Genomic DNA, 23,752 nt, shown 5'->3' on the forward strand with positions numbered 1-23,752 from the left:
GTTGGCGCGCCCCCCTGACTCAGGGGGGGCTCCTGATCTGCAGCAGTTGGAGGAACGGCCCCGCGAAAGCGGGGCCGTTCTGCATTGCCGGGTAGTGCCGGCCGCTGGCCGGCAACCGCATGGATCACAATCGGGTGCAGCTGCCGGCCAGCGGCCGGCACTACCGGGTATGCTCTTGCTGGCACACCCACCCGGATCCACCGATGAGCGACACCCCCCGCATCGCTTTCCTGGCCAGCGCCACCGAACCTGCACAGATGGCCCGCGCCGCGATGGTCTCGCGTTATGGCGATCACGCGCCGGAGCAGGCCGACGTGCTGTGTCCGCTGGGGGGCGACGGCTTCATGCTGCAGACCCTGCACCGGCATGGGCACCTGGGCAAGCCGGTGTTCGGCATGAAGCTGGGCACCGTCGGCTTCCTGATGAACCAGTACCGTGGCGACGACGACGTGCAGGCCCGCATTGCGCGTGCCGAACCGGCCAACCTGCGCCCGCTGGAAATGGTGGCGCTGACCGAGTCGGGCACCAGTACCGGTTCGCTGGCCTACAACGATGTCTCGCTGCTGCGCCAGACCCGGCAGGCCGCGCATATCGGCATCGACCTCAACGGCCAGGAACGCGTGGCCGAGCTGATCGGTGACGGCGTGCTGGTGGCCACCCCGGCGGGCAGCACCGCCTACAACTATTCCGCGCATGGCCCGGTATTGCCGCTGGGCTCGCACACCATCGCGCTGACGCCGTTGGCCCCGTACCGGCCGCGTCGCTGGCGCGGGGCGATCCTCAAGGCCGATACCGAGGTGCGCTTCCGCGTGCTCGACCCGTACAAGCGCCCGGTCAGCGTCACGGCGGATTCGCACGAGACCCGCGACGTGGTCGAGGTGACCATCCGCGAGTCGAAGGACCGCCGCGTGACCCTGCTGTTCGACCCGGAGCACAACCTGGAAGACAGGATCCTGAGCGAACAGTTCGTTTTTTGAGGACAATGGGCGGCCGGCCCCGCCGACCGCTTGAAGGACCCCCACCGATGGGCGACAACTCCCCCCGCTTGCTGACCGTCGCGGTGACCTCGCGCGCGCTGTTCGACCTCGAGGAAAGCCATGCGCTGTTCGAAAGTGATGGCGTGGCGGCCTACGCCGAATTCCAGCGCCAGCACGAGGACGATATCCTCGGCCCCGGCGTGGCCTTCCCGGTGGTGCGCAAGCTGCTGGCGCTGAACCAGGGCGCCAGCCCGGAGAACCCGCGGGTCGAGGTGATCCTGCTGTCGCGCAACTCGGCCGATACCGGCCTGCGCATCTTCAATTCGATCCAGCACTATGGGCTGGGCATCATCCGCGCGACCTTCACCGCCGGCGAGCCGACCTGGCCGTACGTGAAGCCGTTCGGTACCGACCTGTTCCTGTCGGCCAACCCCGAATCGGTGCGCAGCGCGCTGCGTCATGGCATCGCGGCGGCAACCATCCTGCCCAAGCCGCCGGGCGAGACCGCTGCGGCAGCCGCCGACCAGATCGATACTGGTCGCCCGGCCGGCCAGCTGCGCATCGCCTTCGATGGTGACGCGGTGATCTTCGGTGACGAGAGCGAGCGCATCTCGCGCGAGCAGGGCGTGGAAGCGTTTGGCCGCCACGAGCGCGAGCGCGCCCGCGAGCCGCTCAGTGGCGGTCCCTTCCGTGGCTTCCTGTCGGCCCTGCATACGCTGCAGGAAGTGTTCCCGGCCGGCGAGAGCGCGCCGATCCGTACCGCGCTCGTCACCGCGCGTTCGGCACCGGCGCATGAGCGGGTGATCCGCACCCTGCGCGAGTGGGGCGTGCGCCTGGACGAGGCACTGTTCCTGGGCGGCCGTCACAAGGGCCCGTTCCTGCAGGCCTTCGGTGCCGACATCTTCTTCGACGATTCGCAGCACAACATCGACAGCGCCCGCGAGCATGTGGCCGCCGGCCACGTGCCGCACGGCGTCGCCAACGAGGGGTAGGGCGGACTCGACCGGTAGGTGCCAACCGTTGGTTTGCACTGCCTAGGACCCATGCCCACCAAGGTGGGCATCTACCAGAGCCACATGCCCACCAAGGTGGGCATCTACCAGAGCCACATGCCCACCAAGGTGGGCATCTACCACAGCGACATGCCCACCAAGGTGGGCATCTACCACAGCGACATGCCCACCAAGGTGGGCATCTACCACAGCCACATGCCCCGGTAGTTGCCAACCTTGGTTGGCGCTGCCGTCAGGCCACGGGTCCGATCAAGGGCTGCCCGACATTCCCAGCTGCAGGTCCACCACCTTCCAGCGCAGGCCCTGCGGCTCCAGCACCACCTTCAACGGTGGCTGGCCGGGGCCGCGATCGACGTCGATCACGAATCGGTCCAGTGCCTCGAAATGATGCTCGGCATGCTTCAGCGGCCGCGCCGGTTCGGTCGCACCGAAGGCATCGCCGCCCTGCAGTTCATTGCGGCCACGCTTCCACAGCACGTGGCCCTGCAGCATCGCGCCGATCCCGGTCGGGGTCACCATGGTCTCCACTGCGGCACCGCCAAGCTGGTCGCCCAGCCCGTAGAGCAGGGCGCCGAACGGGCTGGATGCCACGTCGGGGCCGGCCTGGCGCACCAGGTAGTCGTTGAGCTGCGCACGCAGGCTGCTGCGCACGCGCGGGAAGTCGACGTAACGCTCCAGTCGGGCGGTGTCGCGCTGCTCGATGGCCTTGGACAGGCCATTGACGGTCATGTAGGGGCCGCCGAACCACCAGGCCGCGACGGCCAGGACCAGCAGCACACTGAGTGCGGTGAGTTTCTTCATGCCGACCAGACTGCCGCAATGGCGGCAGTGCCGGGTGAAGACTCACTGACTGGGCGAGCCACGGCCGTCACCGAAGGCATCGACCAGCTGTTGCCGTTCGGCCGGGGTCAGCGCTTCCAGCCGCGTCGCCAGCACCTCGTCGAGGCTGCGGGTACGGGTGGTGCCAAGGATGCCGCTGGCCACGCCGGGATGGCCCAGCGCATAGGCGAAGGCGGTCTGGGCCGGGCGTTGGCTGCGGATCGCGGCCACTGCCCGGCGCATCTGGCGGGCACTGCGCATCAGCTGCCGGCTGCTGGGCTTCAGCCAGGCGCGCGCCAGGTACCAGCCATCGGCCAGCCGTGGCAGGCGCGGGCGCGCGGGCAGCAGGTGGCCCTGCGCCAGCACGGTCCCGGCCAGCACGCCGATGCCCACCGCCTGCAACTGGTCGATCAGCGGTTCGCGGTCCTGCTGCAGGGCGTTGTAGTCCAGCAGCACCACATCGAAGGCGTCGGGATGGGCGATCATCCAGCGCAGGGTCGAGGCCGAGTGGGTGTTGATGCCGGTGTGCCGGATCAACCCGCGTTCGCGCAGGCGCTGCAGCGCGGCCAGCAGGTCATCGTTGATGTCGTGCTCGCTGGCGCCATGCAACTGGTAGATATCCAGGTGATCCAGGCCGAGATTGCGCAGCGAAGCCTCGCAGCTGGCGGTGATGGCTGCCGGCGAGAAATTGCGTTGCTCGGCGCCGCTGACGCCGGCCTGGCCGGTCAGCGTGCCGCCCTTGCTGGAAATCACCAGCGCGTCGCGCGGGTATTGTTTCAGCAACGTGCGCAGGATGCGGCCCAGCCGCGGCTCGGCGTGGAAACCGGAGTAGTTGTGGCCGGTGTCCAACAGGTTCACGCCCTGTGCCAGTGCATGCTCGACCACGTTCGCGGCCGATTGTTCCGGGAATCGGCGATGCCCCCAGAAGCCGGAACAGCCCAGGCCCACCGGCGAAACCGCCAGGCCGGTGCGGCCCAGCGTGCGGCGTTGCTGTGCCAATGGCATCAGAATTCCAGGTCCAGCGCCGCGCACAGGTAGTCGACGAACGGGCCGAGCGCGGCCAGATCCTTGCCCAGCGTGGACAGCAGGCGCGGACCGGTCATGGTGGCGTCGTCCAGCGAGCGCCACATCACCCAGTTGCGGTGCTTGAGGTCGTCGATGAACTCGAAGTCGGCGGGGAAGCCACGCGGCGGACGCACCAGCTTTTCGCTCTCCTCGAAATCGAAGCGCTTGCGCAGGCCCGGTGCGTGCGCGGCGGCCTTCCAGCTGCCCGGGTTGTCGAGGATGAAGTGGCGCACGCGGCGCTGGGTTTCCGGTTCCGGATGCCACAGGCCGGCACCGACGAAGCTCTCGCCCGGCTGCAGGTGCACGTAGAACGAAGGCGCGGCTACTTCACGGCGGCGCTCATGGAACAGGCGTGCGCCCTGCCAGGTCTTGTACGGTGACTTGTCGTTGGAGAAGCGCGCGTCGCGGTGGATGCGGAACAGCGAGCCGCCGACGCCGCGCGTATCGGCACGGAAGTGTTCGCTGACCTCGGCCAGGGCCGGTTGCAGGTCGCCCAGCAGGCGCAGGAACGGCTGCCGTACGTGGTCTTCATACTGCTGGCGGTGGTCGTTGAACCAGGCCTTGTCGTTGTGCCGCGCCAGGCTGCGCAGGAACCTGAAACTGGCGTCCGAGAAGTAGGTGCTCACAGTGTCTCCTGCAGGTGCTGGCCCCAGTCGCGCAGCGATTGCAGCAGGGCCTGGCGCCGCGCATCGTCGGGCGCTTCGGCGGCCAGTGCATCGAGCTGCTGCCGGTACTGGGGCAGGTTGAGTTCGCCCAGCCCGCCGTCGCCGAGCAGGCGCTGGCGGCGGTAATCCTGCCAGCGCTGGCGTTCCGCCGGCGCGAGGCTGTCGGGGTGGTTGCGCGCGCGGTAGCGGAACAGCAGCTCCGGCAGGCGCGGGTCGCGGAAACGGCCTTCCAGCGCGGCCAGCTGCTCGGGCGCGGTGGTGCGTGCCAGCGCAAGCAGCGGTTTGTCGCCGTTGCCGAGGAAACCGTCGTACAGCGAGGCATCGACGTCGGCCACGGTGGCGACGCGGGGCTGGTTGTAGACCTGGCGCGCCTTCTCGGCCAGCTGCGGGGCGAACGCGCGCAGCCGTTCCACCTTGGCCTCGATCGCGGCCACGTCCAGGCCGAGGCGCGCGTGGTCATCGGCGCGCAGGTGGTTCCAGGCGATCAGCGCTGGCACCTTGTTCAGATGCACTTCCTTCAGCGGCACCCGCGCCACGCCTTCGGGCAGCTCGCTGGCGCGCAGGTAAAGGCGCTGTGCGATCACCTCGGCCGGCAGTTCCAGCAGGTCGTCGATCTCGCCTTCCAGGTCGAACACGATCACCCGGTTGTTGATGGTGGGGTGCACGGCCAGCGGCAGTACTGGCGCCGCGCACAGGCGACTGGCCGGGTAGCGCATGGAAATGTGCAGTACCGGCTTCATCGCGGCCACGTCCAGCAGGCCGCCGACGAAGCGCTTGTCACGCAGCTTCAGCGCGTACTCCCACAGGCGCGGCTGCGACTGCTTGAACAGGCGTGCCATGCCGATGGTGGCACGTACGTCGGACAGCGCTTCGTGCGCATCGCCCTCGCGCACGTTGTTGGCCTCGGCCAGGTGCTCGAGCTTGAACGAGGTGGCGCCGTCCTCGCGCAGCGGCCACTTGATGCCGTCCGGACGCATCGCGCGCATCAGGCGCAGCATGTCCAGCAGGTCCCAGCGCGAATTGCCGTTGCGCCACTCGCGCTCGTACGGGTCGTGGAAATTGCGGAACAGCCCGTAGCGGACGAATTCATCGTCAAAGCGCAGCGTGTTATAGCCCAGCGCGCAGGTGCCGGGGCGCGACAGCTGTTCGTTGATGCGGTCGAAGGCCTCGGCCTCGCTGATGCCCTCGGCCAGGGCCTGCTGCGGGGTGATGCCGGTAACCAGGGTGGCCATCGGCGAGGGCAGCAGGTCATCGGCCGGGCGCACGAAGAAGCTGACCGGCGTATCGATCTCGTTGAGGTCGGCATCGGTACGGATCGCGGCGTACTGCGAGATGCGCGTGCGCCGCGGGTCCTGGCCGAAGGTTTCCAGGTCGTAGAACAGGAAGCTGTCGGCCATCAGTGCGCGCCCTCCAGGACCGGCAGCTGCGCGTGGATCTGCGCTTCCAGCGCGGCCCAGTCGATGTTGTCCAGTGAATCGTGACCGGTGGTGGCGGCCACCAGCATGTCGCGTTGCAGTTCGGTGCGGCGCAGCGCCTCGGCGTACGGTGTGTGCAGGAAGGTGACCATCGTGTAGTGCGGCACGAAGCGGGTCGGCCAGCGCCGCTGCAGTTCCTGCTCCAGTTCGCGCTGCAGCAGGAACGCAGGATCGGCGACACGGTCGCGCATCTCCAGGTAGTTCTCCAGCGCCATCTGCTGGATGGCACGTGCATTCGGCTTGCGCTCGGCTTCGAACGCGGCGAACGCGCCTTCCAGATCATCCGCTTCCATCAGGTGCCGGGCCAGCGCAACGCAGTCCTCGAACGCGCAGTTCATGCCCTGGCCGTGGAACGGCACCATCGCATGCGCGGCATCACCGATCAGTACGGCGCGACCGTGCTGGTGCCAGCGCTCCAGGGTGAGCGTGCCGAGCAGCCCCGGCGGGTGCTGTTCCCAGTCCGCGCGCAGGTTCGGGATCAGCGGCAGGGTGTCGGCGAACTCCCGCGCGAACAGCGCCTCGGCCTGCGCGCCGGTGTTGACCGTGGCGAAGCTGGGATCGCCCTGGTTGGGAAGGAACAGGGTGACGGTGAAGGTGCCTTCGTGGTTGGGCAGGGCGATGCACATGTAATGGCCACGTGGCCAGATGTGCAGCGCATTGCGCTCGATGCGGAAGCTGCCGTCGGCGGCCGGAGGGATCTCCAGCTCCTTGTAGGAGTGGTCGAGGAAGGCGATGTCCTCGCCCAGCGGGGCACGGCGGTTCATCGCCGCGCGCAGGGCCGAACCGGCGCCGTCGGCACCGATCAGGGTGTCGAAGCGGATGTCGTGCGGGCTGTCGTCGCGGTCATCGATGAAACGCGCGTAACCGGCGTCGAAATCAACGGTGTGCAGGCGCCGATGGAAGTGCACGGTGGCGCCGGCCTGCTCGGCCAGTTCCAGCAACGTGGTGTTCAGATCGCTGCGGTGGATCGACCAGATCACTTCGCTGTCATCACGGCCATAGCGCTGCAGCTGCGGTTCGCCGTCGCGGGGGTGCACCATGCGGCCGCGCATCATCACCGCGCGTGCCATCACTTCGTCCTCCACACCTGCCTGGCGCAGCGCATTGCGCCCACGCTCGGCCAATGCCAGGTTGATCGAGCGGCCACTCTCGTAATCAGCCACGCGCGGATCACCGCGGCGTTCGTACAGGGTGATGCGCCAGCCTTGCCGCGACAGCAGGATGGCCAGCAGGGACCCGGCCAGGCCGGCACCGATAATGCTCAACGAGCGGGAAGCATGTGCGATCAACGAACTGTCCAGCAGCAGGGGAGGGACCGGCTCAAAGGCCGGCCCAGGCTTCCACTTCCTCGACGAAGTGGTGCACGTCCAGGTAGCGGTTGTAGAGCGGGGTGGGCGAGATGCGGATCACGTCGGGTTCGCGCCAGTCGCCGAGCACACCGATGCCGCGCAGGTGCTCGAACAGTGCGCGGCCACGCTCGCGGCCACCGATCACGCGCAGCGACAACTGGCAGCCGCGGCGCTGCGGATCGGCCGGGGTGATGATGTCCAGCACCTGCGGCAGGCGCGCGCGCACCAGTGCTTCGAGCATGCCGGTGAGCGCCAGCGATTTGCTGCGCAGCGCCTCCATGCCGGCACGTTCGAACAGGTCCAGCGAGGCACGCAGCGGTGCCAGGCCGAGGATCGGTGGATTGCTCAGCTGCCAACCCTCGGCGCCGATGGCCGGGGTGAACTGCGGCGCCATCTGGAAACGGGTGGCTTCCTCATGGCCCCACCAGCCAGCAAAGCGCGGCAGGGTGGTATCGCGGTGGTGGCGCTCGTGCACGAAGGCGCCAGCCACTGCGCCCGGGCCGCTGTTGAGGTACTTGTAATGGCACCACACGGCGAAATCGGGGGCCACGTCATGCAGGCGCAGCGGCAGGTTGCCGACCGAGTGCGCCAGGTCGAAGCCGATGCGTGCGCCCTGCAGGCGGGCGGCGCGGGTGATCGCATCGAGGTCGAAGGCCTGGCCGGTGCGGTACTGCACGCCAGGCCACAGCACCAGTGCCAGGCGCGGGCCGTGTTCGGTCATGGCGCGCTCGATGGCGTTCAGTGAAATCGTGCCGTTGGCTTCGTCCGGCTGCACTTCCACCAGGCACTCGGCCGGGTCGAAGCCATGGAAGCGGATCTGGGCTTCCACCGCGTGGCGATCGGTCGGGAACGCGCCGGCTTCCATCAGGATCACCGGGCGCTGCGTGGTCGGCCGGTAGAAGCTGACCATCATCAGGTGCAGGTTTACGCTCAGCGTGTTCATCGCCACCACTTCGCTGGGCAGCGCGCCAACCACGCGGGCCAGCTGCGCGCTCACCAGGCGGTGGTAGGACAGCCACTGCGTCGGGCCGGTGAAGTGGCCTTCCACCGCCAGTTCGCCCCACTGCTTCATCACTTCCTGCACCGCTGCCTGCGCGCCGCGGGGCTGCAGGCCCAGCGAGTTGCCCACGAAGTAGGTCTGCTCGCCGCCCTCATGGCGCGGAATCAGGAATTCACTGCGCAGCGGGCGCAGCGGATCGGCGGCGTCCAGGGCGATGGCGTGGGTGCGGCTGAGCAGGTCGGACATGGTCGGGCAACAGGCTGCAACGGGACCGCCAGTGTAGCGCCTGGGGCATGGCCCGGTAGCAGCCGGCCCGGCACCAGCGCCGTGTGATCCGGTAGTCGCCAACCTTGGTTGGCGCACGTACAAGAAAGCGCCCACCAAGGTGGGCATCTACCAGGGCGGGAGCGAGCAAGCGCCCACCAAGGTGGGCGACTACCGTTCGAGGGGCTCAGCCCACCGCCGGCGCCGGCAGCAGATCCACGTGCCCGCACTGGCTGCAGGTACGCAGCTCCAGGCTGGCGTGGTAGCGCGCAAACACCTTGGGCAGGTCGGTCTCGATGTTCTGCAGCGGGAAGAACTCTTCGTGCAGCTTGTTGTTGCAGCGCTCGCAGTGCCAGATCACGCCGTCCATCTCGTGCGGCAGGCGCTTGCGCTCGACCACCAGGCCGATGCCACCGGGCGGGCGCCGCGGCGAGTGCGGAACCTTTGCCGGCAGCAGGAAGATCTCGCCGGCGCGGATCGGGATGTCGCGCACCGCGCCGTCTTCCTGCACCTTCAGCACCATCTCGCCTTCGAGCTGGTAGAACCACTCGGGGCCTTCGTCGTAGTGATAGTCGGTGCGCGAATTCGGCCCGCCGACCACCATCACGATGAAATCGCCGTTGTCGATCATCTTGTTGCCCACCGGCGGCTTCAGCAGGTGGCGGTTCTCTTCGATCCAGGCGTGCAGGTTGATCGGCGAAGCGAGCATGATGGTCATCCGTAAGGGATCAGTCGCGCTTGCCCTTGCGCGGGATGTAGGACAGGGCCTTTTCATATGCAGGCTGCAGCTCTTCCTGCGAACCGACGTCGATGCCCATCTCGCGCACGCGTCCGTCCTTCAGGCTGTAGACCCAGCCATGCACCATCAGCTTCTGGCCGCGGGCCCACGCATCCTGCACGATGGTCGAGCGGCACAGGTTGGCCACCTGCTCGATCACGTTCAGTTCGCACAGGCGCGCGTGCTTGAGCTCATCGGTCTCGATCGCATCGAGGATGCCGGTGTGCTTCTGCATCACGTCACCGACGTGGCGCAGCCAGTTGTCGGCCAGGCCGACGCGGGTGTTGTGCAGGCAGGCATGCACACCGCCGCAGCCGTAGTGGCCAACGATCAGGATGTGTTTCACCTTCAGCTGGTCCACCGCGTACTGCACCACGCTCAGGCAGTTCAGGTCGGTGTGCGCGACCACGTTGGCGACGTTGCGGTGCACGAACACTTCGCCCGGGGCCATGCCGATGATCTGGTTGGCCGGCACGCGCGAATCGGAGCAGCCGATCCACAGGTATTCCGGGTGCTGCTGCTTGGCCAGCTGGTGGAAGAACTCGGGGTCTTCCTTCTCGATCCGGTCGGCCCAGTCGCGGTTGTTCTGCAGCAGCTTGTGGATGTCTTTCATGTTCGGGTCCCTGGCGTCGGGTGGGGGCGCGCCGCAGCCGTCCGGCTGCGTCGTCGCGGGAATCTGCGGCGTTCAGTCGCTGCGGGCGGCCTGTTCGCGGTGCCAGCGCATCCACTGCGCCAACTCGGTGGAAGAGGGGGTGCCCAGCTGTTCCAGTTCGGCGATCACCGCACGCTGGTTGGCGTCGGGATGGTTCTGGCTCAGCTTGAGCTTCATCTGCACATGTTCGACCTGGAAACGGAAGCCGACGATGGCGCGCAGCTCCGGGCCATGTTCGGCACGCGTGGCATCGAACTGCCAGGCCTGGCCGACGCTGGCTTCGAAGCGGTCGCTGATCGCGCCGACCAGCTCCGCCAGCGCGCCGGCATCGTCGAAGGTCTGCAGCTGGCCACGCAGCTCGGCAGCAGCGTAGTTCCAGGTCGGTACCCGCGCGGCGGGCTCCTTGTCCGGATACCAGCTGGCCGAGACGTAACCGTGCGGTCCATCGACCAGCACCTTGGCCGCGCCGCTGTGGCGCGACTGCGGGTTGGCGCGGGCCCAGTGGCCGCGCAGTTCGATCTGGTCGCCGTCACGCCGGTACAGCACCGGCATCCGGGTCAGCTCCGGCAGGCCATCGCTGCCGGGGGTGAGCACGGTAACGAACGGGTCGCGCGCCAGCAGGCGGTCCAGCCAGAGCAGGTCGGTCTCGGCGAAGGCGCGCGGGGTGAACATGCAGGGGTCAGGCGCGCCCGCCGAGTGACTGGATCATGCGGCCACGCAGGCCCTCGTCGCTGTCGGCCTGCGGCGGCTGCACTTCGTGCAGGCTGAAGCCGCGCACCAGTGCGTCCTCCTCGTCCAGGCCGTCGTACTCGACGAACTCGGCGTCGAACAACTGCGAACGGGCGGTGTCTTCGCTGTCGTAGCTCAGCGTGTTGCCATCGCTGTCGAGCACTTCGGCAGTGCCGGCCGGGCGAACGCGCAGGCGCGCCCAGATGAGGGTGTTGCCGAGGCTGGCCAGCCACCAGCTGTCGCGCGAGGCGGTGATGTCATTCATGAGCGTATTACCAGAGCGAGGCCAGCCAGAGCAGGGCGGCCATGCCCAGTCCGGCCAGCAGGGTCAGCAGCGATACCCAGGCCGGTGTCGCCAGCCCGGACAGCGAGCGGTCCGGTTGCTGCCGATAGTCGCGTCGCAGCAGCCAGGCCAGGGCATCGGGCTTGAGGAAGGCGCCGCTGCCGAAGCGCGCGGCGAGCGCCGGATGGCGGTCGCGCACGTGCACCAGGGTCAGCGGCCAGAAGATCACGAAGGCACTGAACCCGGCCACTGCAACGCCGACGAAACAGAGGGCGAAGAACAGGGTCATGGGGGCGGTACCTCCGTGGTCGTGTGGGGCTTAGAAGTCCGCGCTGCCCGGCGCGCGCGGGTAGGGGATCGCATCGCGGATGTTGGACAGCCCGCAGACGTACACCACCAGGCGCTCGAAGCCCAGGCCGAAGCCGGCGTGCGGCACCGAACCATAGCGGCGGAAATCGCGGTACCAGCTGTAGTGCTCGCGATCCAGGCCGAACTGGGCCATGCGCGCGTCCAGCACGTCCAAGCGCTCTTCGCGCTGGCTGCCGCCGATGATCTCGCCGATGCCCGGGGCCAGCACGTCCATCGCGGCAACGGTCTTGCCGTCGTCGTTCAGGCGCATGTAGAAGGCCTTGATGTGCTCCGGATAGTTGGTCACCACCACCGGGCGGCCGACGTGTTCCTCGGTCAGCCAGCGCTCGTGCTCGGTCTGCAGGTCCAGGCCCCATTCGACCGGGAAGTCGAACTTCCTGCCGGACTTCTGCAGCAGGCTGACCGCGTCGGTGTAGTCGATGCGCTCGAACGGTGCGTTGATGAAGTCTTCCAGCTTGGTGATCGCGTTCTTGTCCACGCGCTCGGCAATGAAGGCCAGGTCGTCGCTGCGTTCGTTCAGCACTGCGCGGAACAGGTACTTCAGGAACTCTTCGGCCAGGCGCGCGTCTTCGGCCAGGTCGGCGAAGGCGATTTCCGGCTCGATCATCCAGAACTCCGCCAGGTGGCGGGTGGTGTGGCTGTTCTCGGCGCGGAAGGTCGGGCCGAAGGTGTAGACCTTGCTCAGCGCCAGGCAGTAAGCCTCGACGTTCAGCTGGCCGGACACGGTCAGGAAGGTTTCCTTGCCGAAGAAGTCGCGGCTGAAATCGATCGCGCCCTTCTCGTCACGCGGCAGGTTCACCATGTCCAGAGTGGACACACGGAACATCTGCCCGGCGCCTTCGGCGTCGGAGGTGGTGATGATCGGGGTGCTGATCCAGTTGAAGCCGTTCTCGTGGAAGAAGCGGTGCACGGCCTGGGCCAGGCAGTTGCGGATGCGGGTGACCGCGCCGAACAGGTTGGTGCGCGGACGCAGGTGCGCCACTTCGCGCAGGAACTCCGGCGACATCGGCTTGGGCTGGATCGGGTAGGTGAGCGGGTCTTCGACCCAGCCGACCACGTCCAGCCTGCTGGCCTGGATCTCGAACGACTGGCCCTTGCCCTGCGACTTCACCAGCGTGCCGGTGGCGATGACCGAGCAGCCGCTGGTCAGGCGCTTGATCTCATCGAAGTTGGCCAGGCTGTCGCCGGCCACGACCTGGATCGGGGCGAAGCAGGAGCCGTCGCTCACATTCACGAAGGCCAGATTCGCTGAACCGCGCACCGTGCGCACCCATCCGCGTACCGTGACTTCGCCGCCTTCCGGGATCTTCCCGGCAAGCGCATGTTCAACGCTGACCACCGTCATGACTTGAATCCTCTGCTGATCGACTCGATCTGTGAACACGGGAGTTTACCGGTTGCAGCGTTCTGCTTGCGAGGCATTTTTCGTGGCAACGGCTCCTTATAATGTCCCCGTACCTCTGGAGTAGCCCCATGGCCGTCAGCCTGACCCCCATTGCCTTCGAGCGCGTGCAGCGCTTCGTCGCCCAGACCCCCGGCGCGCTGGGCCTGCGTTTCGGCGTGACCAAGACCGGCTGCTCAGGCTGGGGCCACGTGACCGACCTGGCCCGCGAAGAGCGCGAGGGCGACACGGTGTTCGAGCAGGAGGGCGTGAAGATCTACGTCGACGCCAAGAGCCTGGCCCTGGTGGACGGCACCGTGATCGACTTCGGCAAGCACGGCCTGAGCGAGACCTTCACGTTCAGCAACCCGAACGCCACCGCCGAGTGTGGCTGCGGCGAGAGCTTCACCACCGACGCCGACAAGGCCTGAGGGCCGGCCACCGGGCATGGCCCGGCGCTGACCAGGCGCGCTCTGGTGGGCGCCGACCTTGGTCGGCACGCTGGGCTCGGCAGGGATCCCACGGATGGAACGACCGCTTTTCACCTATCACCCCAACGCCTACGAGCTCTCCTTCGAAGAGGTCGAGGGGATCTGCGACTGCTGCGGCCAGGCGCGCGCACTGCGCTATCGCGGACCGTTCTACACCCGCCTGCGCCCGGATTACCTGTGCCCCTGGTGTATCGCCGATGGCAGGGCTGCGGCCAGTTACGAGGGGGAGTTCACCGGCTGGAGCGATATCGAGGGGGTATCCCCGGATCCGGCTGATCCGCCGCCGACCATCGCCCGTGAGCTGCTGCTGGAGGTCTGCGAGCGCACCCCGGGCTACTCCTCCTGGCAGCAATCGGTCTGGTTGAGCCATTGCGAACGGCCCTGCGCCTTCCTCGGCTACGCCGGCAGCGACGATCTGCTGCCGATCCTCGACCAGGTCCGGCCGGACGTGGCGGCGGTCAATCCGCGCGACGCCGACTGGGTGCTGGAGCATCTGAGCCGGGACGGGATGATGGTCGGCTGCCTGTTCCAATGCCTGGAATGCGGCCAGCATCGTCTTCACGTCGATCTGGAATGAGCACGTGCCGGACATGGGCCGGCGCTCCCGTTCAGGTTGCCCGGTTTGCGCCCGGTTGCCCGGTGGCGCCGCTTGCCGCATAATGCGCGGCTTCCTGCCTTCCCGGCGGGAATCCTTGCCCCACCGCGGTCTCAACGGCGGGGGGCTGTCCGGCCGCAAGGCCACATCCGAAAGGTAGAAAAAACATGAGTCGTCATTACGAAATCGTGTTCATGGTCCACCCGGACCAGAGCGAGCAGGTCCCGGCCATGATCGAGCGCTACAAGTCGCTGGTCGAGAACGGCAACGGCACCATCCACCGTCTGGAAGACTGGGGCCGCCGCCAGCTGGCGTACCCGATCCAGAACCTGGTGAAGGCCCACTACGTGCTGATGAACATCGAAGCCGACCAGGCCGTTCTGAACGAACTGACCGAAAGCTTCCGCTTCAACGACGCCGTTCTGCGCAACCTGGTCATCAAGCGTGACGAGGCTGACACCGAGCAGTCGCTGATCATGAAGAGCAAGGACGAGAAGGGTGACAAGCCGGAGCGCGGTGAGCGCCGTCGTCGTGACGACGAAGAAGGCGAGTCCACCACCACCGCTGACAACGAAGCCGGCGACGACGCCGCTTCCGCCGCCTAAGGAGCCTTCCCATGTCCAAGTTCTTCCGTCGCCGCAAGTTCTGCAAGTTCACGGCTGAAGGTGTGAAGGAGATCGACTACAAGGATCTCAACACCCTGCGCCAGTACCTGACCGAGAACGGCAAGATCGTGCCGAGCCGCGTCACCGGTACCAAGTCGAAGTACCAGCGCCAGCTGGCGACCGCCGTCAAGCGCGCCCGCTTCCTGGCCCTGATCCCGTACACCGACAACCACGACGTCTGATGCCCGGCGGGGCGGCCTGGTGCCGCCCCGCTGTGCCAGCTATTCGGACAGCCTTTGTTGCGGGGCATCGCCTCGCTAACGAATAACTCATCTGGAGCAATACCATGCAGCTGATCCTCCTGCAGAAAGTCACCAACCTCGGCAACCTGGGCGACCTGGTCGACGTGAAGCCGGGCTACGGCCGTAACTTCCTCGTGCCGCAGGGCAAGGCCGTGCCGGCCACCGAGAGCAACAAGGCCGAGTTCGAAGCCAAGCGCGCCGAATACGAAGCCAAGGCCCAGGCCATCCACGCCGACGCTGACGCCCGCAAGGCCAAGCTGGACGGCGCGAGCGTGACCATCCCGGCCAACGCTTCGACCGAAGGCAAGCTGTACGGCTCGGTCGGCGCCCGCGAAATCGCCGATGCCTTCACCGCTGCCGGCCTGCCGGTCAGCAAGAGCGAAGTCATCCTGGGCGAAGGCGCCTTCCGCAACATCGGCGAGTACGACGTGCTGATCCACCTGCACGCCGACGTCGAGACCACCGTCAAGGTCGTCGTCGTCGCCGAAGCCTGATCCCACGCCGCAAGGCCTGGCATCACCGCAGAACGGGCGCCCGCAAGGGTGCCCGTTTTGTTTTATGGTTCCGTTTCGTGGCGTGCGGCCACGTCCGGCTGACAGGGTGGGCTGGACAATGTTCCACGCCCATTCGTAGAACACGGCCACATCGGTATACTCAGGGCGTCACACCCGTTCCACGGGCATCGATCCCAGCAGGATCAATGACTTGGAGGGTAAACGCAGGCCGCTTGCCGGCCCCAGTCCGGAACCCCTATGCGTCTTTCCACGATCAAGCTGTCCGGCTTCAAGTCGTTCGTCGATCCGACCACCCTGCACCTGCCGACCAACATGACCGGCGTGGTGGGCCCCAATGGCTGCGGCAAGTCGAACATCATCGATGCCGTGCGCTGGGTCATGGGCGAGAGTTCGGCCAGCCGCCTGCGTGGCGACTCGCTGACCGACGTGATCTTCTCCGGGTCCAATGCCCGCAAGCCGGTCTCGCAGGCTACCGTCGAGCTGATCTTCGACAACTCCGACCACACGATTTCCGGCGAGTACGCCTCGTTCAACGAAATCTCGGTCAAGCGCACGGTCAGCCGCGACGGCACCAGCAACTATTACCTCAACGGCACCAAGTGCCGCCGTCGCGACATCACCGACCTGTTCCTCGGCACCGGCCTGGGCCCGCGCAGCTACTCGATCATCGAGCAGGGCATGATCAGCCAGATCATCGAGGCGCGACCGGAAGACCTGCGCGTGTACCTGGAAGAGGCAGCCGGCATCTCCAAGTACAAGGAGCGCCGCAAGGAGACCGAGACCCGCATCCGCCACACCCGCGAGAACCTGGACCGGCTGGGCGACCTGCGCGACGAGATCAGCAAGCAGCTCGAACACCTCAAGCGCCAGGCCAGGCAGGCCGAGCAGTACCAGGCCCTGCAGGAAGAGCGCCGGGTCAAGGATGCCGAGTGGAAGGCGCTGGAATTCCGTGGTCTCGACGGTCGCCTGTCGAAGCTGCGCGAAGGCCTGTCGCAGGAAGAGACCAAGCTGCAGCAGCTGATCGCCGACCAGCGTGATGCCGAGGCCCGCATCGAGACCTCGCGCGCGCGGCGCGAAGAGGCCGCCGACGCGCTCAACACCGCGCAGGCCGCGGTCTACCAGGTCGGCAGCACGCTGGCGCGCCTGGAACAACAGATCCAGCACCAGCGCGAGCTGTCGCAGCGCCTGCACAAGGCGCGCGATGAAACCCAGCAGGCCCTGGCCGAACTGGGCCAGCACATCAGCGGCGACGAGGCCAAACTGAGGGTGCTGCGCGAGGCAGTGGAGGCCGCCACCCCGCAGCTGGAAGCGCTGCAGGAAGAGAACGAGATCAAGCAGGAAAGCCTGCGCGAGGCCGAAGACCGGCTGGCCAGTTGGCAGCAGCGCTGGGAGCAGCACACCTCGCAGAGTTCGGAGGCGTCGCGCGCCGGTGATGTCGAGCGCACGCGCGTGGACTACCTGGACAAGCAGATCCTCGACGCCGACCGGCGTCGCGAGGCCCTGGCCGCCGAGCGCGCCGGGCTGGACGTGGACGCGCTGGAAGAAGCCTTCGAGCAGCTGCACCTGCAGCACGACACGCAGAAGGCCGCGCTGGATGAACTGAGCGAAGACGTCGAGCTGCGCAAGCAGGGCGTGGCGGCCGTGCAGGAACAGCAGCGCAATGGCCAGAACGAACTGGCCGAACTGCGCAAGCAGGCCAACGGCCTGCGCGGTCGCCTGGCCTCGCTGGAAACCCTGCAGCAGGCCGCGCTGGGCCAGGAGCAGGGCGCGGCCGTCGCGTGGCTGAAGGCGCGCGGGCTGGATTCGGCGGCACGTGTCGGCGAACGCCTGGACGTCGATGCCGGTTGGGAAAACGCGGTGGAAAGTGCGCTCGGCCAGCTGATCGAAGGCGTGCTGGTCGATGACCCGGGCAGCCTGGTCAACGCCCTCGGCGAACTCGGCGACGGCCACATTGCGCTGGTCGCCAGCGCGGATGCCGAGGTCAAGGCCGCACCGACGTCGCTGGCCGCACGCGTGCGTGGCCCGGCGGCGATCCGTCGCCTGCTGGCGCACCTGCATGGTGCCAAGGACCTGTCCGAGGCGAAGGCCCTGCAGTCCAGCCTTCCGGAAGGCGATTCGATCATCACCCAGAGCGGCGAGCGCTTGGGCCAGGGCTGGCTGCGCGTGTCGCGCTCCGGTGCAGCCCAGCAGGGCGCGCTACTGCGCGAACGCGAGATCAACGAGCTGCGCGAGCAGATCGAGCAGCTGCAGGACCGCGAGGCCGAGCTGGAAGAACAGCTGGCCGGTTTCCGCGAGCAGCTGCAGGCGGCTGAACAGCAGCGCGAAGACGCGCAGCGTGCGCTGTACCAGGCCCATCGCGCGGTGTCCGAGCTGGCTGGCCAGCTGCAGGGCCAGCAGGGCAAGGTAGAGGCTGCACGCACGCGCATCGACCGCATCGAAGGCGAGCTGAAGCAACTGCAGGAAACGATTGAAGCCAACAACGCGCAGGCGCGCGAAGCGCGCTCGCGGTTGGAGAACGCGGTCAGCAGCATGGGTGATCTGGAGTCGACCCGGCAGCGGCTGGAGGGCGAGCGCCGCCAGCTGACCGAGGCGCGCGACCTGGCCCGCGATGCTGCCCGTGCAGTGCGCGAGCGCTCGCATTCGCTGGCCCTGACCCTGGAATCGCAGCGTGCGCAGCTGGCCTCGTTGAGCCAGGCGCTGGAGCGCATGGGCACCCAGCGCGGGCAGCTGGATTCGCGGCTGGGCGAGCTGCATTCACAGCTGGACGAAGGTGATTCGCCGGTCGAATCGTTGCAGGCCGAGCACCAGAATGCACTGGAAGAGCGCGTGCGGGCGGATCGCGTGCTGACCGAAGCGCGTACGTTGCTGGACGGCATCGACGCCGAGCTGCGCAATTACGAGCAGACCCGTCACCAGCGTGACGAACAGGCGCTGGCCCAGCGCGAGCGTATTTCGCAGCGCAAGCTGGACCAGCAGGCACTGGTGCTCAGCGCGGACACCCTGCAGGCGGCGGTGGAAAAGGCCGGCTTCGTGCTGCAGGACGTGCTCAACGCACTCCCCGAGGATGCGCGCCTGGGCGACTGGGAGCAGGCCGTGCATCAGATCGACGCACGCATGCGCCGGCTGGAGCCGGTCAACCTTGCGGCCATCCACGAGTACGGCGAGGCTTCGCAGCGCTCGGATTACCTGGATTCGCAGCACACCGACCTGACTACGGCGCTGGAAACCCTCGAGGATGCCATCCGCAAGATCGACCGCGAGACCCGCGGCCGTTTCAAGGACACCTTCGACCGCGTCAATGCTGGCGTGCAGGCGCTGTACCCGCGCCTGTTCGGTGGCGGCCACGCCTACCTGGAGCTGACCGGTGAAGACCTGCTCGACACCGGTGTGACCATCATGGCGCGCCCGCCGGGCAAGCGCGTGTCCAGCATCTCGCTGCTGTCCGGCGGCGAGAAGGCGATGACGGCAGTGGCGCTGGTGTTCGCCATCTTCCAGCTGAACCCCGCGCCATTCTGCCTGCTGGACGAGGTGGACGCGCCGCTGGACGAAGCCAACGTCGGCCGGCTGGCCAACATGGTCAAGGAAATGAGCGAGAAGGTGCAGTTCCTGTTCGTCAGCCATAACAAGGCGACGATGGAGGCCGCGCACCAGCTCTCGGGCGTGACCATGCGTGAACCGGGCGTCAGCCGCCTGGTCAGCGTGGACCTGGAAGAAGCCGCGCGATTGGCGGGCGCGGCCTGACGTGCCATCCTAGTTACCTGAATGAACTAGCCGGAGAACCTATCGAATGTCCGACACGGCACTGTTGCGCATCGGCATCCTGGCCGCCGGCCTGCTGTTGATCGCCGCGATCTTCCTGTTTGGCCGTCCGAAGAAGAAGCCCCAAGGACGCCGCGTGGAAAGCGCGGAACCGGCCAGCGGCGAGCGCCGCGAACCGGTATTGGGCGAGGACGGCGTTGTCGTGGCCGATGGCCGCGTCGAACCGGGCATGGGCACGGAAGGCGAACAGGCCGAACTCGGCCTGGGCGATACCGACCCGGGCGCCAGCGATCTCGGCAAGCGCGCCACCCAGGATTTCGACAAGATCGTTTCGCTGTTCGTGGCCGCCCGGGCCGGCGAGCAGCTGCGCGGCGAAGACATCGTGGTAGCGGCGGAGAAGACCGGCCTGGTGTTCGGCCACATGAACGTGTTCCACCGTCTGGTGGAAGGCCATCCCGAGCGCGGGCCGATCTTCTCGATGGCCAGCATCATGAAGCCAGGCAGCTTCGACATGGCCAACATCCGTGCCATGGAAACCCCGGCCATCGCCTTCTTCCTGACCCTGCCGGCGCCGCTGACCGCGCTGGATGCCTGGGAGAAGATGCTGCCGACGGTGCAGCGCATGGCCGAACTGCTGGATGGCGTGGTGCTGGATGACAGCCGCAACGCCCTGGGTCGCCAGCGCATCGCGCACATCCGTGACGAGCTGCGCGCCTACGACCGCCAGCACCAGGCGCCGCCGCTGACCAAGACCCCGCGCTGGTGAGCCCCATGGCGTGCCGACCAACGGTCGGCACCCACAACAGTAGATCCACGCCCTGTGTGGATGGGGTCTACGCCGGTACGCCGGCCACCTTGGCAAACGCGCGGCGGAACGCGGCCATCTCGTCCTCGCTGCCGACGGTCACGCGCACGTGCTGCGGCCAGATCGGCCAGCTGCGCCCGATCACCACACCGTTGTCGGCCATCGCCTTGGCGAACGTGCTGCCGTCGCGTTGCACGTCGACCACGAAGCAGTTCGCTTCCGACGGCAGGCAGCTGAAACCACGCTTGCCCAGCCATGCGATGGTGGCCTGGCGCACCTTGGCGTTCTGCAGGCGACGCTGCGGAATCAGCTGCGGATCCTGCAGGCTGGCCAGCGCCGCCGCCAGCGCGGGCACCGGTAGCGGGTTGTCGCCGGGGCTGGCCAGCTCGCGCAGACGCTCGGGATGTGCGGCCGCCAGGCCCAGGCGCAGGCCGGCCATGCCGTACAGCTTGGAGAATGTACGCAGTACGATCAGATCGTCGCGCTGCGCCACCTGCGCGATCAGGCTGGGCTGCTCGCTGTATTGCAGGTAGGCCTCGTCGACCAGCACGCGGGTGGAAGCAGGCTTGTGGGCCAGCAGCCAGGCGAGCTCATCCGGTGGGCTGATCGAACCGGTCGGGTTGTTCGGATTGCACACGTACAGCAGCCCGGTCGGGCGCGCATGCGCGGCTGCGACCATCGCACGCAGGTCGTGTGCGCCGTCATTGCGCAGCGGCACCTTCTGCACGTGTGCACCATGTGCGGCAGCGACCTCGCCCAGGGTCTCGAAGGTGGGGTCGGCCACCACCAGTCCCGCCTGCGGGCCGGTCCACAACGTGGCGGCGCGGTTCAACGGTTCGCTGGAGCCCGGATAGAGGCGCACATGGTCGGCCGGGATACGGGCCTGCTCGATGAAGGCATCGCGCACCTGTGCCGCCAGGGCGAAGCGGTAGCGGCCGCAGCTGGCGATGCTGTCGCGCGCCGCCTGCTGGGCAGCGGGGGAGGGGCCGTAGGGGCATTCGTTGAAGTTCAGTAGTACCGCGCCTTCGGCAGGGGCCGCACCGACGGTGGCCGCGGATTGGGCCTGGCCACGCAGCGGCAGGCCGCTGCCGGCGACGGCAAGGCTGGCACCGGCCAGCTGCAGGAAGCGTCTACGGGAGTCAGGCAGGGTCATGGGCAGGATTCCGATGGGGCCGTCGCACGCTAGCGCCGGCGTGAGCGGGCGGCAAGCTGCTTTTTGTGGCGTCGAGCCATGCTCGACTACAGACGTGCCAACCAAGGTTGGCACCTACCGGAGCGGGGAGTGCCCGTCGAGCACGCTCGACGCTGCAAAGGCGGGGCGTTACAGGGCCTGACGGCCGGGCGCGGTAGAATCCCCGGCCATCCCAGAACCACCGGATCCCGATGAGCCCCAGCCCCGCCGAACGCGCCGAAGATCTCCGCCGGCAGATCGCCCAGGCCAACCGCGCCTACCACGAGCTGGACGCGCCGGAGATCCCCGACGTCGACTACGACCGGATGGTGCGCGAGCTGGAAGCGTTGGAGCGCGAGCACCCGGAACTGGCCCGTGCCGACAGCCCGACCCAACAGGTCGGTGCACGCCCGTCCGGCCGCTTCCCCGAAGTGCGCCATGCGGTGCCGATGCTGTCGCTGTCCAATGCCTTCAGCGATGAGGAAGTGGCCGACTTCGTGCGCCGCATCGATGAGCGCCTGGGCCGCCGCAGCCTGCAGTTCTCGGCCGAACCGAAGATGGATGGCCTGGCGATCAGCCTGCGCTACGAGGACGGTCATTTCGTACTCGGCGCAACCCGCGGTGATGGCAGTACCGGCGAGGACGTGACCGCCAACCTGCGTGAAATCGGCGATGTTCCCAAGCGCCTGCACGGCAAGGACTGGCCGGATGTGCTGGAGGTGCGTGGCGAGGTGTACATGGCCCGCGCCGATTTCGAGGCCTACAACGAACGTGCGCGCCAGCAGGGCGGCAAGGTGCTGGCCAACCCGCGCAACGCGGCAGCGGGTTCACTGCGCCAGCTCGATCCGAAGATCAGTGCGCAGCGCCGGCTGAGTTTCTTCGCCTACGGCACCGGTGAAGTGCAGGGCGGCGAGCTGCCGGACACCCATTCGGGCACGCTGGCCCAGCTCGGCGCCTGGGGCTTCCCGGTCAGCGGGTTGTGCAAGGTGGTGCAAGGCGCCGACGGCCTGCTCGGCTACTACCGTGACATCGGCGAGCGTCGCGATGGCCTGCCGTTCGACATCGATGGTGTGGTCTACAAGCTGGATGACCGCGCCGGCCAGCAGGCCATGGGTTTTGTCTCGCGTGCGCCACGCTGGGCCATCGCGCACAAGTTCCCGGCACAGGAACAGAGCACCACGGTGGAGGCGATCGAGATCCAGATCGGCCGCACCGGTGCCGCCACGCCGGTCGCCCGGCTGGCACCGGTGGCTGTGGCCGGCGTGATCGTGTCCAATGCCACGTTGCACAATGCCGATCAGATCGCGCGTCTCGATGTGCGTGTCGGTGACAGCGTGATCGTGCGACGTGCTGGCGACGTGATTCCGGAAGTGGTCAGCGTCATCCTCGACCGCCGTCCACAGGGCACCTCGCCCTGGCAGATGCCGACGCGCTGCCCGGTGTGCGGCTCGGAAATCGTGCGCGAGGAAGGTGCAGCTGCGTGGCGCTGTTCGGGCGAACTGTCCTGCCCTGCGCAGCGCAAGGAGGCCATTGCCCATTTCGCTTCGCGCCGTGCGATGGATATCGACGGCCTCGGCGACAAGTACATCGAAACCCTGGTCGACGCCGGCATCGTCAGGAGCGTGGCCGATCTGTACCGGCTCAACCGTGACCAGCTGTTGCACCTGAAGCTGGTGCTGGATGCCGAGGACCCTTCCGCACTGGCCGCCGCGCTGAAGCTGCACCTGCCGGCAGAAGGCAGCGGCGCGGTGCTCAATGCGGTGCTCAAGCTGGATGGCAACGATCCGGCGTGGCGCGCGCAGGCGCTGGCACAGCCGGCCAGCTTCGAATGGAACACGAAGAAGATCGCCACCAAATGGGCCGACAACCTGATCGCGGCAATCGACGCCAGTCGCGCAGCCACGCTGGAGCGCCTGCTGTTCGCGCTTGGCATCGAGCACGTCGGCGAGAGCACGGCCAAGGCGCTGGCGCAGTGGTTCGGTGACCTGGAACTGATCCGCCACCTGCCATGGCCGTTGTTCAAGCGCGTGCCGGACATCGGTGGCGAAGTGGCGCGTTCTCTCGGCCATTTCTTCGAGCAGCAGGGCAACCAGCAGGCCATCGACGACCTGCTGCAGGTCGGGCAGGTGCGCATCAGTGATGTGCACGCGCCCAGTGCCAAGCTGCGCGAAGGCCTGGATCTGGCGCAACTGCTGGTCGAATCGGAAATCCCCGGCATCACCCGCCTGCGTGCGGAGAAGCTGGTGGCTGCCTTGCCGGGTGCCCAGGCGGTGCTGGATGCCGAGCATGGCCAGTTCGTCAACGCCGGCCTGCCGGACGACACTGCGCGCGGTCTGGCCGACTGGCTCGATGCCGATGGCCATGGCGCGATGCTGCTGGCAGCCGAGAAGGCGATGCAGCAGATCCTGGCCAAGGCGCCGGCGCTGGCCGAGATCGTGGCCGGCCCGCTGGATGGGCAGACCGTGGTGCTGACCGGCACCCTGGCCCAGCTCACCCGCGATGCCGCCAAGGAACGCCTGGAAGCGCTGGGTGCCAAGGTCTCCGGCAGCGTGTCGAAGAAGACCAGCTTCGTGGTCGCCGGCACCGAGGCCGGCTCCAAGCTGGACAAGGCGCAATCGCTGGGCGTGCCGGTGTGGGACGAAGACCGCCTGCTGGCCTACCTCGCCGAACACGAATGATGACCCCGCCGG

Annotated in this window: 24 protein-coding genes; 11 read left to right on the plus strand and 13 right to left on the minus strand. The window is 67.5% G+C overall.

Annotated features, from left to right (window positions below; all coding sequences use genetic code 11):
* The first annotated feature begins 203 nt into the window (after positions 1-203).
* The 3 genes from AC5P6H_RS06660 to AC5P6H_RS06670 are packed head-to-tail and all read left to right on the plus strand — an operon-like array spanning position 204 to position 2,197.
* Positions 204-977 (plus strand): NAD kinase, encoded by a 774-nt coding sequence (locus tag AC5P6H_RS06660; RefSeq protein ID WP_032962058.1) that lies wholly within the window; start codon positions 204-206, stop codon positions 975-977.
* A gap of 47 nt (positions 978-1,024) precedes the next feature.
* Complete coding sequence (locus AC5P6H_RS06665; RefSeq protein WP_005410242.1) at positions 1,025-1,969, plus strand: 5'-nucleotidase; 945 nt, start codon at positions 1,025-1,027, stop codon at positions 1,967-1,969.
* Positions 1,970-2,020: 51 nt separating this feature from the next.
* On the plus strand, positions 2,021-2,197 hold the full coding sequence (locus AC5P6H_RS06670; RefSeq protein WP_495202409.1) for a hypothetical protein: 177 nt from the start codon (positions 2,021-2,023) through the stop codon (positions 2,195-2,197).
* Between the two features lie 42 nt (positions 2,198-2,239).
* Here the strand turns inward: AC5P6H_RS06670 and AC5P6H_RS06675 are convergent, their stop codons facing one another.
* From AC5P6H_RS06675 to asnS, 12 genes are all read right to left on the minus strand, one after another.
* On the minus strand, positions 2,240-2,791 hold the full coding sequence (locus AC5P6H_RS06675) for a DUF2939 domain-containing protein (protein ID WP_142234961.1): 552 nt from the start codon (positions 2,789-2,791) through the stop codon (positions 2,240-2,242).
* A gap of 42 nt (positions 2,792-2,833) precedes the next feature.
* Entirely contained in the window at positions 2,834-3,814 is a 981-nt protein-coding gene (locus AC5P6H_RS06680) for an aldo/keto reductase (RefSeq protein ID WP_049442459.1), read from the minus strand.
* The gene (locus AC5P6H_RS06685) at positions 3,814-4,500 is read right to left on the minus strand and encodes a DUF2461 domain-containing protein (protein WP_032962055.1); all 687 of its coding nucleotides are present in this window, start codon (positions 4,498-4,500) and stop codon (positions 3,814-3,816) included. The genes AC5P6H_RS06680 and AC5P6H_RS06685 overlap by 1 nt, the downstream gene beginning before the upstream one ends.
* Positions 4,497-5,936, minus strand: coding sequence for an exodeoxyribonuclease I (gene sbcB, locus AC5P6H_RS06690; protein ID WP_164077092.1), 1,440 nt, complete (start codon positions 5,934-5,936; stop codon positions 4,497-4,499). The genes AC5P6H_RS06685 and sbcB overlap by 4 nt, the downstream gene beginning before the upstream one ends.
* On the minus strand, positions 5,936-7,303 hold the full coding sequence (locus AC5P6H_RS06695) for an FAD-dependent oxidoreductase (protein WP_014647668.1): 1,368 nt from the start codon (positions 7,301-7,303) through the stop codon (positions 5,936-5,938). Before AC5P6H_RS06695 ends, sbcB begins: the two co-directional genes overlap by 1 nt.
* Positions 7,304-7,334: 31 nt before the next feature.
* The gene (gene kynU / locus AC5P6H_RS06700) at positions 7,335-8,609 is read right to left on the minus strand and encodes a kynureninase (protein ID WP_014647667.1); all 1,275 of its coding nucleotides are present in this window, start codon (positions 8,607-8,609) and stop codon (positions 7,335-7,337) included.
* 205 nt (positions 8,610-8,814) lie between these two features.
* Positions 8,815-9,336, minus strand: a complete 522-nt coding sequence (locus AC5P6H_RS06705) for a 3-hydroxyanthranilate 3,4-dioxygenase (RefSeq protein WP_495202410.1) — start codon at positions 9,334-9,336, stop codon at positions 8,815-8,817.
* 19 nt (positions 9,337-9,355) lie between these two features.
* On the minus strand, positions 9,356-10,018 hold the full coding sequence (can, locus tag AC5P6H_RS06710) for a carbonate dehydratase (protein WP_010480460.1): 663 nt from the start codon (positions 10,016-10,018) through the stop codon (positions 9,356-9,358).
* A gap of 72 nt (positions 10,019-10,090) precedes the next feature.
* The gene (locus AC5P6H_RS06715) at positions 10,091-10,729 is read right to left on the minus strand and encodes an FMN-binding negative transcriptional regulator (RefSeq protein ID WP_014647665.1); all 639 of its coding nucleotides are present in this window, start codon (positions 10,727-10,729) and stop codon (positions 10,091-10,093) included.
* 7 nt (positions 10,730-10,736) lie between these two features.
* Positions 10,737-11,051 carry a hypothetical protein gene (locus AC5P6H_RS06720; RefSeq protein ID WP_006453002.1) on the minus strand — a complete coding sequence of 105 codons (315 nt, stop codon included), beginning with the start codon at positions 11,049-11,051 and terminating at the stop codon, positions 10,737-10,739.
* Between the two features lie 7 nt (positions 11,052-11,058).
* A complete protein-coding gene (locus tag AC5P6H_RS06725; RefSeq protein WP_005410232.1) occupies positions 11,059-11,358 on the minus strand; it encodes a hypothetical protein in 300 nt (99 codons plus the stop codon).
* Positions 11,359-11,388: 30 nt separating this feature from the next.
* A complete protein-coding gene (gene asnS, locus AC5P6H_RS06730; protein ID WP_495202411.1) occupies positions 11,389-12,783 on the minus strand; it encodes an asparagine--tRNA ligase in 1,395 nt (464 codons plus the stop codon).
* A 128-nt stretch (positions 12,784-12,911) separates the two neighbouring features.
* Between asnS and AC5P6H_RS06735 the strand changes: the two genes are divergently transcribed.
* The 7 genes from AC5P6H_RS06735 to zipA all read left to right on the plus strand — a co-directional run bounded on the left by AC5P6H_RS06735 (position 12,912) and on the right by zipA (position 19,852).
* Positions 12,912-13,250: a HesB/IscA family protein gene (locus AC5P6H_RS06735; protein ID WP_046431542.1), complete on the plus strand. Its 339-nt coding sequence runs from the start codon at positions 12,912-12,914 to the stop codon at positions 13,248-13,250.
* A gap of 94 nt (positions 13,251-13,344) precedes the next feature.
* The gene (locus AC5P6H_RS06740; RefSeq protein WP_046431540.1) at positions 13,345-13,887 is read left to right on the plus strand and encodes a CbrC family protein; all 543 of its coding nucleotides are present in this window, start codon (positions 13,345-13,347) and stop codon (positions 13,885-13,887) included.
* 185 nt (positions 13,888-14,072) lie between these two features.
* A complete protein-coding gene (gene rpsF, locus AC5P6H_RS06745; RefSeq protein WP_006452997.1) occupies positions 14,073-14,510 on the plus strand; it encodes a 30S ribosomal protein S6 in 438 nt (145 codons plus the stop codon).
* An 11-nt stretch (positions 14,511-14,521) separates the two neighbouring features.
* The gene (rpsR, locus tag AC5P6H_RS06750) at positions 14,522-14,752 is read left to right on the plus strand and encodes a 30S ribosomal protein S18 (RefSeq protein WP_002804494.1); all 231 of its coding nucleotides are present in this window, start codon (positions 14,522-14,524) and stop codon (positions 14,750-14,752) included.
* 104 nt (positions 14,753-14,856) lie between these two features.
* Complete coding sequence (gene rplI / locus AC5P6H_RS06755; RefSeq protein ID WP_014647660.1) at positions 14,857-15,306, plus strand: 50S ribosomal protein L9; 450 nt, start codon at positions 14,857-14,859, stop codon at positions 15,304-15,306.
* 258 nt (positions 15,307-15,564) lie between these two features.
* A complete protein-coding gene (gene smc / locus AC5P6H_RS06760; protein ID WP_014647659.1) occupies positions 15,565-19,068 on the plus strand; it encodes a chromosome segregation protein SMC in 3,504 nt (1,167 codons plus the stop codon).
* Positions 19,069-19,114: 46 nt separating this feature from the next.
* Positions 19,115-19,852, plus strand: coding sequence for a cell division protein ZipA (gene zipA / locus AC5P6H_RS06765; RefSeq protein WP_014647658.1), 738 nt, complete (start codon positions 19,115-19,117; stop codon positions 19,850-19,852).
* A gap of 67 nt (positions 19,853-19,919) precedes the next feature.
* Here zipA and AC5P6H_RS06770 read toward each other — a convergent pair whose 3' ends face one another.
* A complete protein-coding gene (locus AC5P6H_RS06770) occupies positions 19,920-21,044 on the minus strand; it encodes a pyridoxal phosphate-dependent aminotransferase (protein WP_049420860.1) in 1,125 nt (374 codons plus the stop codon).
* A 224-nt stretch (positions 21,045-21,268) separates the two neighbouring features.
* On the opposite strand from AC5P6H_RS06770, the gene ligA reads away from it, so the two are divergent.
* Positions 21,269-23,740 carry an NAD-dependent DNA ligase LigA gene (gene ligA / locus AC5P6H_RS06775; protein WP_172412079.1) on the plus strand — a complete coding sequence of 824 codons (2,472 nt, stop codon included), beginning with the start codon at positions 21,269-21,271 and terminating at the stop codon, positions 23,738-23,740.
* Positions 23,741-23,752: the final 12 nt, after the last annotated feature.

This window comes from Stenotrophomonas sp. YJH_SMC_110 (assembly GCF_059369255.1).